This window comes from Hyphomonas sp. ske169 (genome assembly GCF_056850855.1).
In genome coordinates this window covers 3,465,525-3,481,712 of sequence record NZ_CP096146.1, presented here as the reverse complement: position 1 = coordinate 3,481,712, position 16,188 = coordinate 3,465,525, and the positions used below count along the sequence as shown (strand labels likewise).

General features: G+C 54.6%; 10 protein-coding genes. 4 read left to right on the top strand and 6 right to left on the bottom strand.

Annotated features, from left to right (window positions below):
• Positions 1 to 230 precede the first annotated feature (230 nt).
• Both glpD and MY069_RS16900 read left to right on the top strand, forming a co-directional pair.
• Positions 231 to 1,724, top strand: a complete 1,494-nt coding sequence (gene glpD / locus MY069_RS16905; protein ID WP_482794960.1) for a glycerol-3-phosphate dehydrogenase — start codon at positions 231 to 233, stop codon at positions 1,722 to 1,724.
• A gap of 152 nt (positions 1,725 to 1,876) precedes the next feature.
• On the top strand, positions 1,877 to 3,427 hold the full coding sequence (locus MY069_RS16900; RefSeq protein WP_482794959.1) for a sodium:solute symporter family transporter: 1,551 nt from the start codon (positions 1,877 to 1,879) through the stop codon (positions 3,425 to 3,427).
• Here MY069_RS16900 and MY069_RS16895 read toward each other — a convergent pair.
• A complete protein-coding gene (locus MY069_RS16895; protein WP_482794958.1) occupies positions 3,424 to 4,209 on the bottom strand; it encodes a DeoR/GlpR family DNA-binding transcription regulator in 786 nt (261 codons plus the stop codon). The genes MY069_RS16900 and MY069_RS16895 overlap by 4 nt on opposite strands.
• A gap of 72 nt (positions 4,210 to 4,281) precedes the next feature.
• Positions 4,282 to 6,423: an alpha-galactosidase gene (locus tag MY069_RS16890; RefSeq protein ID WP_482794957.1), complete on the bottom strand. Its 2,142-nt coding sequence runs from the start codon at positions 6,421 to 6,423 to the stop codon at positions 4,282 to 4,284.
• A gap of 330 nt (positions 6,424 to 6,753) precedes the next feature.
• Between MY069_RS16890 and MY069_RS16885 the strand changes: the two genes are divergently transcribed.
• Positions 6,754 to 7,836, top strand: a complete 1,083-nt coding sequence (locus tag MY069_RS16885) for a galactose-1-phosphate uridylyltransferase (protein ID WP_482794956.1) — start codon at positions 6,754 to 6,756, stop codon at positions 7,834 to 7,836.
• The gene (gene galK, locus MY069_RS16880; RefSeq protein WP_482794955.1) at positions 7,833 to 8,897 is read left to right on the top strand and encodes a galactokinase; all 1,065 of its coding nucleotides are present in this window, start codon (positions 7,833 to 7,835) and stop codon (positions 8,895 to 8,897) included. Before MY069_RS16885 ends, galK begins: the two co-directional genes overlap by 4 nt.
• A gap of 18 nt (positions 8,898 to 8,915) precedes the next feature.
• Here galK and MY069_RS16875 read toward each other — a convergent pair whose 3' ends face one another.
• The 4 genes from MY069_RS16875 to MY069_RS16860 form a co-directional block, all read right to left on the bottom strand.
• Positions 8,916 to 10,415, bottom strand: coding sequence for a tryptophan halogenase family protein (locus tag MY069_RS16875; protein WP_482794954.1), 1,500 nt, complete (start codon positions 10,413 to 10,415; stop codon positions 8,916 to 8,918).
• Between the two features lie 8 nt (positions 10,416 to 10,423).
• Positions 10,424 to 11,464: a cupin-like domain-containing protein gene (locus MY069_RS16870; RefSeq protein WP_482794953.1), complete on the bottom strand. Its 1,041-nt coding sequence runs from the start codon at positions 11,462 to 11,464 to the stop codon at positions 10,424 to 10,426.
• Positions 11,465 to 11,467: 3 nt separating this feature from the next.
• Positions 11,468 to 13,021, bottom strand: a complete 1,554-nt coding sequence (locus tag MY069_RS16865) for a tryptophan halogenase family protein (protein WP_482794952.1) — start codon at positions 13,019 to 13,021, stop codon at positions 11,468 to 11,470.
• Positions 13,022 to 13,141: 120 nt separating this feature from the next.
• On the bottom strand, positions 13,142 to 16,165 hold the full coding sequence (locus MY069_RS16860; protein ID WP_482794951.1) for a TonB-dependent receptor: 3,024 nt from the start codon (positions 16,163 to 16,165) through the stop codon (positions 13,142 to 13,144).
• Between the last annotated feature and the right edge of the window lie 23 nt (positions 16,166 to 16,188).

The following is a 16,188-nucleotide window of genomic DNA, read 5'->3' as shown; positions in this document are numbered from 1 at the left end:
GATACGCGCAAGCAACAGCGACATCAGCGCCGCACGCAAGCAATCTATTGGCGCGCACGAGCCGCCCGAGGCAAAATGTTCGCTTTCAAACATATTGTCAGTTTTCATGGTAAATTGGACTAGATTCTGTCATGCAACACGTAGTAATTTTCAAATACGCTATGCGATTTATCGTTTACGAACATAAATAGTCTGCTTATGAACCTTCTGGAGCAGATAGGTCGGGAACTTTGTACGACATCCTGATAATCGGAGGAGGCATTAACGGCGCCGGGATCGCGCGCGACGCGGCTGGCCGCGGCTTGAAGACGCTCCTTTGCGAAAAAGACGACCTTGCCTCCCACACATCATCAGCCAGCACAAAGCTCATTCATGGCGGCTTACGCTATCTGGAACATTATGATTTCGCGCTGGTGCGCAAAGCGCTGATGGAGCGTGAAGTGCTCCTGCGCGCTGCGCCGCACATTATTTGGCCGCTACGCTTTGTTCTCCCTCAACATAAAGATATGCGGCCATCTTGGCTGATCCGAATGGGCCTGTTTCTTTATGACCATTTAGGCGGCCGCAAAATTCTACCCGCGACAAAAACCAGAACCCGATCGAACAGCGATGTGTTCGCGCCGCTAAAATCGGAATTCTCCAAAGGGTTCGAATACTCAGATTGCTGGGTCGAGGATGCGCGGCTTGTCGTCCTGAACGCGATGGATGCCTCCACCAAGAACGCCACCATCATGACCCGCACCGAGTGCGTGTCGATTTCGCCGCACGGCGCAGGCTGGAGAGCAACACTGCGCATTGAAGGCAGCTCGACAATGGAAGTCGAGGCCAAGACGATCATCAATGCCGCGGGCCCCTGGGTCGACCATGTCGCGGGGATTGCGGCCACAACGAACAGCAATGCGCCTCAAGTCAGGTTGGTCAAAGGCAGCCACATTATTGTTCCAAAACTGTTTGATGATGAGCGGTGTTTCATTTTCCAGGCTGGCGACGGCCGGATCGTTTTTGCGATCCCCTATGAAGATGGCCGCTACACTTTGATCGGCACCACAGATCTGCCCTTTGAAGGTGACTTGAACCAGGTCTCCGCGTCGCCGGAGGAGATCGATTACCTCTGCGCGCTATCCAACGAATATTTCGAACAGCAAATTTCTCCCGCAGATGTCGTCTCAACCTATTCAGGGGTGCGCCCGCTGTTTGAAGATCATGCCGACGAAGCTTCCTCGGTGACCCGCGATTATGTGCTCAAGCTCCACGATCAAGACGGCGCCAAAATCCTGTCCGTAATTGGCGGCAAGATCACCACGTATCGCAAGCTCGCGGAAGATGCGCTTAAACTGCTCCAACCCGAATTCCCGCACATGGGCAGCCCTTGGACCGAAGGTGCGCCGTTGCCTGGCGGCAATATACGAGATGCTGATTTCGGAGCCTTCGAAGCGGCGATCGTCGCTCAATATGATTGGCTCGATCGCGATCTCGCGCACCGGCTCGCGCGAACCTACGGGACCAAAATTCACGACATCCTAAACGGGACCAAAAGCATAACCGAGCTTGGCCACCACTATGGCGCGGGGCTCTATCAGAAGGAGGTAGACTATTTAATCGAGCACGAATTCGCTCGATCCTATGAGGACATCATCATCCGACGAACCAAACTTGGTCTGCATATGAATTCCAATGAAATCAATCTTCTACGAGAGCTTTTCGAAAATCGGCTCGTAGCATAACTCCCGATACCCGCACCGGCGTCGGCCATCAAGTCAGCGTAGGGTCTGCACCACAGAGCGCACTGAACGACGGGCCCGTCATCCTTCACAAGGCGGAGTGACTCTGTGCCGGCATCCGTCCAAATGAGACAAACATAAGAGGAAACGCAGGTATGGACGGATTGCAGGTAGGAATATTCTTTTTGATCACGGCTGTGATCGGGTTTCTGACCTATCTCAGCTGTCGCAATGCGCCGTCAGGCGATCGCGGCTCTGACCATGATTACTTCCTCGCAAATGGCGGTTTGAGCTGGTATTTTGTGGCCGGGTCGATCACGCTAACCAACCTTTCAACCGACCAATTGGTTGGCATGAATGGCAATCAGATGTTGCTGCTCGCTTGGTGGGAACTCGCCGCTGTTGCCGGCCTGCTCATCCTCGCCTTTGTGTTCATCCCGATTTATTATCGCAACAATTGCACGACCACGACGGAACTGCTTCAGCGCAAATATGACAATAAGCATATTCGCGCCGTGATCTCAGTCCTGTTCTTGCTGGGCAATCTGTTCATCTTCTTGCCCGCTATTCTTTATGGCGGCTCGCTCTTCTTGAAGTCGACTACGGGCGCAGACTTCTCAAGCGTTCTTGGCGAGCGGCTATTTGTGGGCAGCCCGGTTGAAGTCGACTCGACCATTTTTGTGATGGCTGTGACCTTCGCGATTGTCGGCGCGCTTTACGCTATTCTCGGCGGTCTGCGCGCGGTTGCTGTCTCCGATACGTATAGCGGCGTGTTGATCCTCTCACTCGCAGTGCTGGTCGTGATCCTCGCTCTCAACGCGATCAATTGGGACTTCTCTGATATCCCGGCTGAGCGCCTCAACATGTTCCAAGGCAACACGCTTGAAGATGGCAGCGAAACGCCCATCCCATGGCACACATTGCTGACAGGTATGATCTTCATTCAGATTTTCTATTGGAGCACTAACCAAACCATCACACAGCGCGCCATGGCTTCGCCGAGCGTCGAAGAAGCTCGCAAAGGCATCCTCGCCGCCGCGGGTATTCGCTTGCTCATCGTGCCTGTAATTGCGGTTGTTCCAGGTGTTGTCGCCTACAAGCTTTATGGCGACGTGGGTGACGCAGCTTATGGTATGATTGTCGGCGACATCCTCCCGCCAATCCTGTCAGGTGCGTTCGCCGCCGCCATCGCCGCAGCCGTGCTGACAACGTTCAACTCCATCCTCAACGCCTCAGCCGCGCTCTATGTCTGTGACTTCCACGAGTCCTATATCGATGAAGCGCGCGATGTGCCGAAGCTTAGCATGTATGTCTCCATCGCGATGACGGTTTTGGCGATTGTTCTGGTGCCGGTATTTGCGTCGCAAGAAAGCATCATCAACACAGTGCAGCAGCTTTATGGCCTACTCTCAATGCCGATCTTGTCGGCCTTTATCGTTGGCCTCGCCGTCCGCAATGTCAGCGCTTGGGCGGCAATCATAGGCGTTGTCACGGGTGTCCTGGTCTATGCCGTGTTCAGCTTCAAGCTCTATGGCCTGGTTGGCATTTCACCGACCGAAGGCCTCGGCGCGACGTTCGCGAGCGTGCACTATATCCACTATATGTTTGTGACTTTGGTCGCCAGCATTGGCACGGCGTTGATCGCCAATTCTCTTATCTTTGGCCGCACCGCAGAACTGACGATTGGCAAGCCGGCAGCGGCTTAAAGCTCGTCAGCGACGTGGAGCTCCATATCAGACTGCCGGATGGCGTCCATAAACGCCTCCGGCGGCATCTGATCGGTGAACAAGTGATCGATGTCATCATATTGGCCCAGCCGGACCATAGCCCGTCGACCGAACTTGGCTGAATCGGCAACAAGATAGACTGTACGAGAGTTTTGTATGATTGCCTGCGCGGATCGGATCTCTTGGTAGTCAAAATCCAGAAGCGATCCATCTTCGTCGATACCGCTGATCCCAATCACGCCAATGTCGAGACGAAACTGTTTGAGAAACTCGGTCGTCGCTTCGCCAACAATGCCGCCATCAGATTGGCGCACGAAACCGCCAGCGATCATTACATCAGAGCCGTCCGTCTCGCGCATCATATTCGCGATATTGATATTGTTCGTCACGATACGCAGATCGGTCCGTCCGACCAATTCTGCCGCCAGGGCTTCCGTCGTCGTTCCGATGTTCAAGAAAAGAGACGCACCTTGCGGAATGCGACTCGCGACGAGGCGGGCGATCTTGCGTTTCGCTTCCATGCCTTCATGAACGCGGTCTTGATAAGGTTGATTATAAGCGTTTCCGATCCGGCCAGCGCCGCCATGAAAGCGCTCAATCAGCTCAAGCTCACATAACAGATTGATATCGCGCCGGATGGTTTGGGCCGTCACGCCAAACTGACGGACCAATTGCTCGGTCGCGACATAGCCATGAGACCGGATGAGTTCCAAAATCTCTTTTTGACGGCCCGCTAGATTTGAAAGGTCAGCTTCGCTCATCTTCGGTTTCTTTCATTGATCCGGCTGCTCTTTCAGCTTGCGCAAACGCTGTGCCAATCGGGCGATAACACCCTACGCCGCCTCGAAGTGATAAATCAAACAGGTTTCCGGGTGCAATAGCGGTACCTGGAGGCCAACATGGGCAAGCGCGTCTCCTGGCAATACGGCGCCGTCATTACCAAGGTCTAGAGCACTCAGGATTGATGGATGCGAGACCGAACGCACCGGGTTCGGCCATACAATCCGCGTGCGGTAGTTTCGGTTGAGATCGAGACCAGGAACATAGATCCGACCCGGTACAGTTTCGCGATGGCCGGTCATGTTGCACCAAGAGAATAATGCTTCTGACTGATCCTGTGATACGACCCCAACCGCATTAATGTGACCCGGTGTGTCGAGCCGGTGAAAGTCGCCAGAGTGGATCAGTCTGCGATGGCGTTTATGCAGCGCGATACCTTGCTTTAGGGTCTCTAAGTTCAGCGCATCTTCTTCGAGTAAGTTTAGCTCCATGCCCATATGCCCGAAGATCGCGGTCGCCACCCGCATCTCCATCGTCAGCCGACGACCAGTAATATGGCAGGTCTCTGGCCCGACATGAGCGCCCATAATCTCTAGTGGAAAGAAATGCGAGGCCCCTCGCTGGATGTTTTGCCGATCCAGCGCATCATTTGTATCGGACGTCCAGATGCGGTCCGTGCGTCGCAGCACGCCATAATCTGCCCGTGCTCCGCCTGATGAACAGCTTTCAATCTCTAGATCAGGGTGCGCCGCTCGCACGCGCTCAATCAATGCATATAGTGCCCGGGTCTGCCGATTGGTGGCCGGACGACCACGACTGCCCGGATGGTGAACATCACGGTTCATGTCCCACTTCACATAGCCAATATCGTGCTCGCTGAGCAATTTGTGCATGTGATCGAATAAATAATCGCTGACTTCAGGACGCGTCAGGTCGAGCACAAATTGGCTGCGAAACGGCACCTGTTCCACACCATCCGCATGCAAGATCCAATCGGGATGATTGCGGTACAGTTCGCTGTCTGGATTGACCATCTCCGGTTCAAACCAAAGACCAAACTCGAGGCCCAGCCCGGTCACATGATCGATCAATGGGCCGAGGCCGTCCGGATATACATCTTCGGAGGGCCACCAGTCCCCAAGACCCGCTTTGTCATTGCGCCGCGATCCGAACCAGCCATCGTCGAGAATATAGCGCTCGGCACCAATTTCGGCAGCCTTTTCAGCAAGCTTGTAAAGCGTCTCATGATCATGGTCGAAATAGACCGCTTCCCATGTATTATAGTGGATCGGGCGCGGCTTGTTCGTGATACGGCCATCCATGACTGAGTGCTTGAGGTGGTGGTGAAATTTGCGCGAAAGCGCGCTGTATCCGCGGCTGGTGAATCCAGCATAGAGACGCGGCGTGCGATAGATCTCCCCCGGCGCCAAGGACATCTCACCCGGGAAGAAATACTCCCCCATTTGTACAAATCCCCGGCCATCGCTAAGGCGATCTACACGAACGCGATTATTACCGCTCCAACCGAGATGAAAGGCAAAGCATGGACCTGCCTGCTCGTGCGCTTCCGGCGTCCCGACGACGAGACCTGGAAAGTTATCGTGACTAGTCCGGCCGTTCTTATTTTCGCGCACATAACTGCCAATGAATGGCGCGACTTCTTCTAAGTGGAATTCTCCCGACCAGCGCCCTGTAAATCCAAACAACCGAGTGGCGCGGGGATCCAGCGGCAAAGTCGCGGAGGCACACCAATCGATCGCCAAATCGCTGTCGCCAAGATTTTCAATTTGGGTTCGACAGGTCATCAAATTGCTCTCGGGATTGAACCCAATAAAATGCGTTGCTCGCACTTTGGTCGTGTCATCCTCGCAGATGATTTCGACCCGATGACCCGCCGGACGCCTGACCTCTTTAACTCGAAACAGACTAGCCCAGGCCGTGCCGCCGCGATGAGCTGAAAACCCTGATAGTCCGGCAATTCCCGATCCAGTCTCATTTAATAGCGAACTACCAATTTCGGCATCGGCACCGCCCGGCGCGTGTTGGCGCGTGGTCATTAACCGGAGCGTATCCGCATCAGTATTAGCGAGCTTCGGTCCCCAATAAAGAATGCTCGGGCGCGCCCCAATTGCGCAACTTAGAACAAGGCTCGTGTTTCCGGCGGTTAGCGTAACATAGTCAGATAATTCGCTCATAGCTTCCGCACCTCAGAGACCGATAAATCGTACTCGAGTCATTTTGCAGAAAACGCAAATGTTGGAAATAGTAAATTTTTCAATCGTTTTCGAATTCTTTAAAACCCAAACCAATCAAACTTTGAGCATTCAGAACACACGGATTGTGATTCCTTTGAAACCCCCGCACAAATCAATTTGCGCATATATATCAATACATTTTACCCAAATTTGCAGCGGGCCTTGCAAAAATACCTGGATAGAGTCTGGATGTTTTTTGCGTGATCGAATACGAAAGCAGAATAGACAAAAGCGCCAAATGTTACAGGCGCTAAGGCTGGAACCGACGCGATGAACGACAATTGGACAACTCTTTCGCGCGCCATATCCGGACGTGATGTGCACCGGCGCCATCATCAGAAAACGGACGGCCGCGACTTGTTTCTTTATGGGTTCGATCGGCACAGCGCTGGTCGCGTTCCCGGCGCGGATTTAGAATCCATTCAAGGATCCGAATTGCGCCGCCACCCTTTGCGCGGCGAGTGGTCAATCTATGCGGCAGGGCGGCAAAACCGCACGTTCAAACCGAGCGCAGCAAGCAACCCATTGGCGCCGAGCCAACCCGGAAAGCCATTGACAGAGATCCCGTTCGAAGATTTTGAACTCGCCGTCTTTTCGAACCGCTTTCCAAGCCTGTTCCCAGATGCCGAGGAACCTAGCGATCCAACTCTGGAACTTCACTCTGCGCGCGGCGCATGTGAGGTGATTGTCTATTCGCCTGATTCAGACGGCTCACTCGCAACCCTAACACAGGACAGACGCCGCTTGCTCGTCGAGGCCTGGATTGATCGCTATCAAGCGATGTTCGACGCTGGCTGCGCGTTTGTTCTTCCGTTCGAAAATCGGGGCGACGAAGTTGGCGTGACGCTGCACCATCCGCACGGCCAAATCTATGGCTTCCCAATCGTACCAGCACCGCAGCAAAATGCGGCGAACGCGTTTGAGCAGGGCTATGATTTAGCTGCAGATATCAAATCTTGGGGCAATACTTACAGGATCCATGAAGCTGGCGGCCTCGTCTCATACGCGCCGCGATATGCGCGCTTTCCTTATGAGGTTTGGATATCTGCTTTGGAACCTGTGTCGGGACCATGGGCGTTCGACGAAACGGCCGCAGATGGTTTCGCGCATCTGCTCGGCGACACTGTCAGGCGTTACGATGCCTTCTTCGGTCGCGAAACGCCATGCATGCTCAGCCTCCACGCAGCGCCTTATGGACGTGACGGAAAGTTTCAGTTCTCCGCGCAGTTCTATCCGCTGCTGAGAGCACCGGACCGGGTCAAATATCTGGCCTCCGTCGAACAATCGACGGGCGTGTTTACTGTCGATGTGATGCCGCGCGACGCCGCCGACAAATTACGAGGTGCCCTGTGACGATAACAGATCGCTTTTGTAAATCGTTCGCACGAAAGCCCGTCGCCACGGCAAAGGTTTATGGCCGCGTCAATCTGATCGGTGAACATACCGATTATAATGGCGGTGCTGTGCTTCCCGCTGCCATTACACGCAGCATCCATGTTGGCGTCGCCCCCAATGACAGCCATTTGGTAGCGATTAAATCGGCGCGGTTTGAGCATAAGCACGAACGTCTTTTGGGCGATCCGAAACGCGGAGATTGGACCGACTATGCTATGGGCGCGGTCTCAAAAGCGGAAGCGCTCGGGTGGATCTCAGGCGGCATCGACTTGTTCATTGAGAGCGATGTTCCAGATGGCGCTGGCGTATCCTCGTCAGCTGCGCTCATTACCGCCATTTTGCGCGCGTCAGCCGAGATGGCCAGCGTTCAAATCGATCCCGTTGAGGTCGCAAAACACGCCCGCGCTGTAGAGAACGATTATATCGGAATGCCCTGCGGGATCATGGATCAAATGGCGGTTGGCCTGTCCGATCCAGGCTCGGCCCTGGCGCTCGACTGCCACACACTCAATTATGATGTGATCGATATTCCTGACACGTGGAGCTTTGTTACGCTGCACTCCGGCGTTAGGCGAGAACTCGCAGACGGCCGTTACAAAGCGCGGTTCGAAGAATGTGCGCAAGCGGCTGAACGTCTGGGCGCCGAAGAGCTATGTTTGCTCGACCAATCGCAACGATCCGGGCTCGCCTCCTTGCCTGAAAACCTGCGCAAAAGAGCGCAACACGTCACCAGCGAGCACAACCGGGTCTTGGCGGCGACAGCTGCGATGAAAGCCGCCGATATCAATATGTTTGCGCGCCTTATGTCGGAGAGTCATTATTCTTATTCCCAAGACTTCGAAGCCTCTACACCGGCCATCGATGCCTTGATCGACGACGCGGTAATAAGCGGCGCAAAGGGCGCGCGGCTGACTGGTGGAGGTTTTGGCGGCTGTATCGTCGTTCTGCTCGAGCGCAGCCAAGAAGCTCGTTGGTTGGAACTGTTTCTGGCGCGCCATCCGGAGTCTTGGCGCGTTTAAACCCGGGATGGGCACGAGTCAGGCGGGCAATGCCTCAGAACTGCAGAACCGATCAATATAGGCTTGGTGCGTCGGCAAGCCGTCAGACGTTTTTTGAACATTCTCGATAATATGAGCGAGGAAGTTTCGTATCTCACTGTCACTCATCATATCCGCAACAGGATGATAGCTTTCCGGCATAATGCCCTGCCCCAGCATGACTTGAGTCCAGGAATTTTCGGCAAACAGCTCATCATTCGCGCGGAACACGCGACCCGTTTCTCGGAACAGATCATAGCGATGCTGCAGGCTATCTGGCACGTCCATGGTCCGGACATGGTTCCAGAACGGCGTATCGTTTCGGCGGGTCAGATTGTAATGCAGGATGATGAAATCTCGAATATGCTCGAGCTCATAGAAGGTTTGAGCATTGAACTCATCGACATCCGCCTGGCTGACGCCCTGAGTGGGGAACATCCGCATCAAACGCCATACAGACCGCTGGATGAGGTGAATACTGGTCGATTCCAGCGGCTCGATGAACCCGCTTGAGAGACCAATGGCGACGCAATTGCGATGCCAGTGGCGGCGGCGGGTTCCTGTCAAAAACCGGATCAATCTCGGCTCGCTTAAGCAGGTGCCTTCAACGGCCTCGAGCAATTCGGTTCGCGCCGTTTCTTCATCCATGAACCGGCTCGAGAAGACCGTTCCATTGCCGGTTCTATGCTGCAGCGGAATTTGCCATCGCCACCCAGCATCATGTGCGATCGAGCGCGTATAAGGGCGTGGCGGTCCGACAGATTCTGTTTGCACCGCAATGGCTCGATCACAAGGCAGATAATGTGACCAGTCATCATAACCGACGCCAAGGGCCCCTTCGATGAGGAGCGCGCGAAAACCTGTACAATCGACGAATAGGTCGCCGTCTAAAACCGTACCATCATCCAGTTGCAGGCTTGCCAGATCGCCATCCTCGTGACGCTGAACATCGACAATTCGGCCCTCTTTGCGGACCACGCCATGTTGCTCAGCCATCTCTCGCAAGAAAGCCGCATAGGCCGATGAATCCATGTGATAGGCATAGTTGAGACCAAGCTTTGGCAGATGCGCAAACCGTTCTTTTTCCGCCGCGATGAGTTCGAGACAATAGTCACCGAACTCGCGGGCAATTCCCATTTTCACGCCGCGGCGCCAAAAGTGCTGGAAGCCAGCGGTCCAATGATCTTGTCCCGTAATCCCGAAGGAGTGGATGTAGCGATGACCGACATCGGTCCAGTTCTCAAACGCGATTCCGAGCTTGAACGTGCCGCGGACACGGCGCATCATCTCGGCCTCGTCGATGCCTAGCAGTTGATTATAAGTCAGCAAGGTTGGGATCGTGGCCTCGCCAACACCGACGGTGCCAATAGCATCGGACTCGACCAGTGTGACGTCGGCAACTTTGGACAATACTTTGCCCATTGCCGCGGCGGTCATCCACCCCGCCGTGCCGCCACCCGCGATCACCACTTTGGTCTTTTTGGTCTGCGTCTCACTCATGGGTCATCTCATCTGTCTAAGCGCTGCCGGAGGAAGGTCCGCACCCGTTTGGTCATAGTCTCATCAATCGGATTTAGAATGCCGCGAACATGCTGCGGCACGTGGTCAAACCGCTCTGAGGTGTCCCCGAACACGTAATGATCAAAGTGCTCGCGCCAGACCTGTTTCTCTTCCGGCGGAAGATCGCGGAGCGTCATCATCGCATGCATCAGCACGTCTTGCGGTGTACCGAGATGCAATGGCACGGTCCGCCACCAATAATTGACGAGCACATTAACCGCGCTCAAGGCTTCGACGTGATGCCACCACATGGAGGGAATAAATAACGCGTCGCCGGGCTCCAATTCGGCAATCAAGGCGGTTTCCATGGCCTGCCGAAACCGCGGGAACTGTTCCAGATCCGGGTCGTGAAAGTCTACCAAACTTATCGGTCGGCCCGCGGGCGTGAGCTCAAATGGCCCAATATAAAGGTTCTCAATTTGGCTGGGCGGAAACAGCGTGAACCGGCGGCGGCCAGCGGCGACGCAGGCGATATTGAGTGGCAAATCATTGTGTGCAGCAATCCGCGTGCGGGTCCCAATCCAAATGCTCGCGACCGGATTGAATTCCCCAAAATCGATCGCGTTCGCCTCGTCAAAGCCTGGGACGCATTCGTCCAATCCCATCGAGGCCATGTAGATGACCGGACCTTCGGGGTCTTGCCCATGCGCGTGGACGCGATCTAATAGCGTACCGAAATTAGCGTTGCCGCGATCGGTGTTGAGGCCGGTATAGTCGTCATTGTAAAACAGGCGACCTTTCAAGCTGGCCGGACCTGCGGAGACCGGCACCACGGCGCCAGTATCATATTGTTTGAGATATCTGATCGCCGCATCTCCCGATTGACGGGCGGCTTCAACCATTGGCCAGTCTGAAACAAAGCCACGTAGGATAAGCGGCACTTTGGACTCGCTGATCTCTTTCACGGCCGCCGCCGATCTGGGGATCACACGCTCAGCAACAGGACGCGCCATGGAAACAAGATCAGGAGACATGGCTGTCAGTGGCATAGTTTAAGCCGCTCCTGCAATCTTGGGGTCACATAATTGGGTGAGTAATTCACGATTGCTCGGCAGCCCGGCCAGTAATTGTTGCGTCCGCGCAGCAATTTCTGCCCGGCGACGTTGGGCGCGCTCAGCAAGATCTTTGCGCCGTTCATAGGGCCGCGATGGCGCTTCAAAGCCCATCCCATACAGGACGAAGGCGTAGCTTGCAGCCGGAAAGATCTCCGTGGATTGGGGAAAGTCCTCTCGCGATGGCGGCATATGTTGCCAAATCTCCATCAGCTCGACCAAGCGCGCGGGCCATGAAGCTCGATCTCGGTGCGCGCTCCAATAAGGCTCAGACCGACGGCTTAAGACATAGTGCAGCTTCAGGAAATCCACGATCCGGTGCCAGCGATAGGCGAATTTTTCGTTGAATCGTTTTGCGCAAGCTGGAAGCAGCGCCGTGCTTGGCGGCAGCGTGTCACTCAACATCGCAGCCGACAGCTCGATCATGACAATCGCAGACGCTTCTAGCGGTTCGACAAATCCTTGCGCCATGCCGATCGCGACCGTGTTCCCTACCCAAGGGGTTTCTCTAAACCCTGACTTAAATGAAAGCAGGCGCGCCGAACTGACATCGCCTTGGAAATCCGGAGCCGTTCGCTTCAGATATGACGAGAATTCCGATCGCGCTTCCTCTTCGCTCGTATGCGCTGAGCTGAAGACATAGCCAATCCCCCGCCGATTTTGCAGCGCGATATCCCAAACCCAACCCGCAGTAAGCGCCGTCGCATTGGTCTGAGAGGCAATGGACGCTGCTGGATTGGTATGCGGCACATGCAATGCCAACGCGCGGTCATTGAACAGAATATGAGATACATCCGTGATGGGTGCGGCTAGTGACTCGCCGATGAGAAGCGCGCGCCCGCCAGTGCAATCAACATAGAGATCGGCGGCAATGTTTTGGCCGCTATCGGTATGTACGCGCGCGATGTCACTGCGCTCTGAAATATCGACTTTGGCGACATGCGCGGAGATCAGCTCCACGCCCAATTTTTCGGTACAATGCCGCCGCAGCAATGAAGCAAGCGCCGGCGCATCTAAATGGTAAGCATAGTTCGCGACAGCGGCATAAGGCGGGGTTTGAACCTGTTTCGGGGCGCGGTCGTTGCGACACAATGTGGACTGAGACCCAACCGTGTCTGCAAACGATGTCCCACCCGCAGATCGCCACAGGCTGGCAAGATCTAAATCGTCTTCGCCGGGTGGCGCATCGAACGGGTGATAATAATGATCGGCCTCTGATCCATCGACCCAGCCATCGAAGCGCGAGCCTTGTTTGAAGCTTGCTTGGCAGGCGCGGAGAAAGTCGCCTTCCTTAATCCCGATCCTTTGCAACGTGTCGCGTAGGCTCGGCCATGTCCCTTCGCCGACGCCGATTATCGGCACATCAGGCGATTCAATGAGGGTGATTTTCAGTCCGTCTGGCGCATGTGATCTATGATCTGCCGCAAGAATACCTGCGGTGATCCAACCGGCAGTCCCCCCGCCAATGATCGCGACATGCTTCAGCGTGGACATTTAACTCTACGACCTCCCGACAGGCGCCTTCCCAAATGAAATAGCGATGTCAGCGTTCAGTATTGTTTAAAAAAATGCATCCGGCCAGAGCATGCAACTCTGGCCGGTGCAGTCCGCTATTTAGAATGTATAACGGGCGCCAATATTGTAACGCGATCCTGTCTGGGTCGCGAAATTGACGTAGCCGGATGTCCGACCAACCGTGCGGCTGGTTTCGTCCAAGATATTGATACCTTCGACGAAGACCGTGATTTTGTCGGTCACGTCGTAACTCGCGTTGAAATCGAGTTGACCGAAGTCTTCACGATAGAGCGGGTTGTTCGGCGTACCGCTGACACCAACGGTCGAGGTCAGGAACTTATCGCGCCAATTGTACGCGATCCGTGCCTGGATGCCGTTCTTGTCGTAGAAACCGATCAAGTTGTAGCTGTCGCTCAATCCGGTAATCGCAAATTGCGGATCGCCGCTTGATGGCACCAGCAGATTGTCAAACTCCACATCGCCATCGACGATTGTGTAGTTGGCAATCACACCAAACCCGGTCTCTCCGAAGAAATGCTGGATCGCAAATTCGAACCCGTCGACGGTTGCGTCGCGCTCGTTCACTGGCGTTGCGATATTGAAGCTCACAACTGGATCTTCACCTGCCACGCCAAAGATGTTGCCGGTAAAGTTACCAGCTGAATCTGTTCCAGTAATCTCGAACGTGGACGGATCTGAGTTCTCGAAGATCCACTGGCGGATCGCAGCGCCATCTTCCGTTCCCAGAGCCGCTACAGCGGCTTGATAACGTGCCCCACCAATCGGCGTGTAAACGTCAAATGGGGTTTGAGTGACAACGCCTTGGGCGATGAAGTTTTCAACGTCTTTTCGGAAATAGCCGATCGAGACGTAAGAGCCGCCATCTTCATAATACCACTCTGCTGACAGGTCGAAGTTTTCCGACGTGAACGGGCGTAGATTGGTGTTGCCGTTAATTCCATTGCCGCCATCGACGCGGAACAGTTGGTCCACTGAGAGCCCGCCCGCAATATCCTGATAACCAGGACGCGTGAGCGTTTTACTGAAGGATGCCCGCAAGATGACATCGTCACGTGGATTAAGCTGGAAGTCGATCGCTGGCAGCCAGTAATCATACTCACCAGTAAACTCTTGCGTCACGACATTGGCTTCGTCCGTCAGGCCAAGCAAGCTGAGCTCGTTCGCAGCAACCCATTGAGTGCCAGTCGGAACCGTGACTTGCGATGGGGACGTAACGTCGGTTTGCTCATAGCGAAGCCCTGCATCAAGCGATGCCGGCATAGCCCCGATTTCAAAGTCAGTATTCACCTGGAAGAAGGCCGCCAGGCTTTCCTCTTCAATCTTGCGATCGATGAGGAAATCGTCGGAGCGGCAAATTCCGTCGCCGCCACAAACAGATCCAAATGTCGGCGTATCGATAACCGCCGCGAGGCGATCAAAGTCAACTGCAAGGAAGTCTTGCTGCGTGACACCTGCGCCATCGAACTCGTCAAAGTTTCCAGCCAGATCGATCCGGCGGAAAATATCATCCGGCAGATCATCCGCCGTCGCAACACCGCCCCAAGTATCGTTCTGCGCATTCGCAAAGGCCGAACGAATTTTGTTGGTGGTTGAAGAAACACCAAAGTCAACGCTGCTGACAATCGACGCATCGAAGTCATAGCTCGCATTCAGCTGATACTGATCAATCTCTGTCTTGATCAAGCTGTTTGAGAATACGTTCCCTGTTGCGATCATCCGCGCTGGATCAATGTCCGTGAACGGAGACTGGAAGCCAAGCGAAAGTGAAGGCAACGCTGTTGTGAAATCAATACCTTGAGATCGCAGCTGGAAGTCAGCTGTCGAGATAACCGAGCTTGTTCCATAAGGGCTGTCTTGACCAGAATCAGCTGATGAAGAGTGCGCATCAAACACAACGCTCAACCGCTCGGTGGGTTCCCATGCGAGATTCAAACCGATCGACTCATTTTCGCCAACGGTTCCGAATTTCGCGCCGCCCATAGAGAGGTCGGAGCCGCCATCACCGAAGTCTTCAAAATAGGAGAGTGGGCTGGCGATCGGACCATCTGTCCATGCGCTGGTTGTGTTACCGTGGTTGAACCAGACAGACAGGTCTGATTTTTCCGTCGCAACTTTGTTCTCAGAATAGAAATAGTCGAGCGTCGCGGTCAGCGTATCGACCGGGCTATACTGAAGCGCGACCTGAGCATTAAGCCGCTCGCGATTGGTGTTGGTCAGGCTGTAATTAGCGTTCTGAGGCACTGAATAGACATCATCCGGCCCCGGACGATTGGTGACCTGTGTGTCGGCTGGTGGTTGCGGTAGCGTCCCCCAATTGTTTTCCGACCCGAGATAAGCGCCGCGCCAGCCACTGGTTGTGCCGAACTGTGCGACACCAGACTCGCGCTCTTGGTAGCTTGCCGCGACCGCAATACCGAATTTGTCGTCTGCGAACGTGTTCGAGAAGATCCCAGAAATTTCTGGTGTGATCGAGTCATCGCCCAAGGACGTGACGGAGTTATCGATCACACCTTTGACGCCGACTGAATATTTCAGACCAGGCGCATCAAGCGGCCGCGCGGTTTTGATGTTTAGCGTTGACCCGATGCCGCCAGTTGGAAGATCGGCTCGGCCGGTTTTGTAGACTTCAACGCCTGCGATGCCCTCTGAAGCGAGATTACCGAAATCAAAGCTTCTTGAAGACGGCGCGCCGGACTCCAAAAACGCAGATGGCATTTGGCGGTCATTTAGAAGAACCAAGTTAAAGTCTGGACCGAAGCCCCGAACTGTCACTCGACTACCTTCACCATTTGCACGGTCAATCGAAACACCAGAAATCCGCTGCAGAGACTCTGCGAGGTTGGTGTCTGGGAATTTACCCATGTCTTCGGCGGTAATCGCATCTACGACACCTTGCGCGTCGCGCTTGATATCGGATGACGCCTGAAGGCTTTTGCGAATACCGGTCACTACGACAACATCTTGTCGTGCTTCTTCTTCGACTTGCCCATCGCTATCGGCGTCTGATTGCGCAATGGCGGGTTGCGCCAACGCAAACGCAGAGACGCCGCCTAATAGCAGCACCCCTAAATTAAAGGCTCTTTTCTGTTCACTCGACCTCATTTAAACCTCCCAAGGTTGTGATT

Excerpts from the sequence above, each read along its gene's own strand:
- MY069_RS16900 (WP_482794959.1), top strand. The coding sequence starts at position 1,877 with ATGGACGGATTGCAGGTAGGAATATTCTTTTTGATCACGGCTGTGATC.
- MY069_RS16895 (WP_482794958.1), bottom strand. The coding sequence starts at position 4,209 with ATGAGCGAAGCTGACCTTTCAAATCTAGCGGGCCGTCAAAAAGAGATT.
- MY069_RS16890 (WP_482794957.1), bottom strand. The coding sequence starts at position 6,423 with ATGAGCGAATTATCTGACTATGTTACGCTAACCGCCGGAAACACGAGC.
- MY069_RS16885 (WP_482794956.1), top strand. The coding sequence starts at position 6,754 with ATGAACGACAATTGGACAACTCTTTCGCGCGCCATATCCGGACGTGAT.
- MY069_RS16875 (WP_482794954.1), bottom strand. The coding sequence starts at position 10,415 with ATGAGTGAGACGCAGACCAAAAAGACCAAAGTGGTGATCGCGGGTGGC.
- MY069_RS16870 (WP_482794953.1), bottom strand. The coding sequence starts at position 11,464 with ATGCCACTGACAGCCATGTCTCCTGATCTTGTTTCCATGGCGCGTCCT.
- MY069_RS16865 (WP_482794952.1), bottom strand. The coding sequence starts at position 13,021 with ATGTCCACGCTGAAGCATGTCGCGATCATTGGCGGGGGGACTGCCGGT.
- MY069_RS16860 (WP_482794951.1), bottom strand. The coding sequence starts at position 16,165 with ATGAGGTCGAGTGAACAGAAAAGAGCCTTTAATTTAGGGGTGCTGCTA.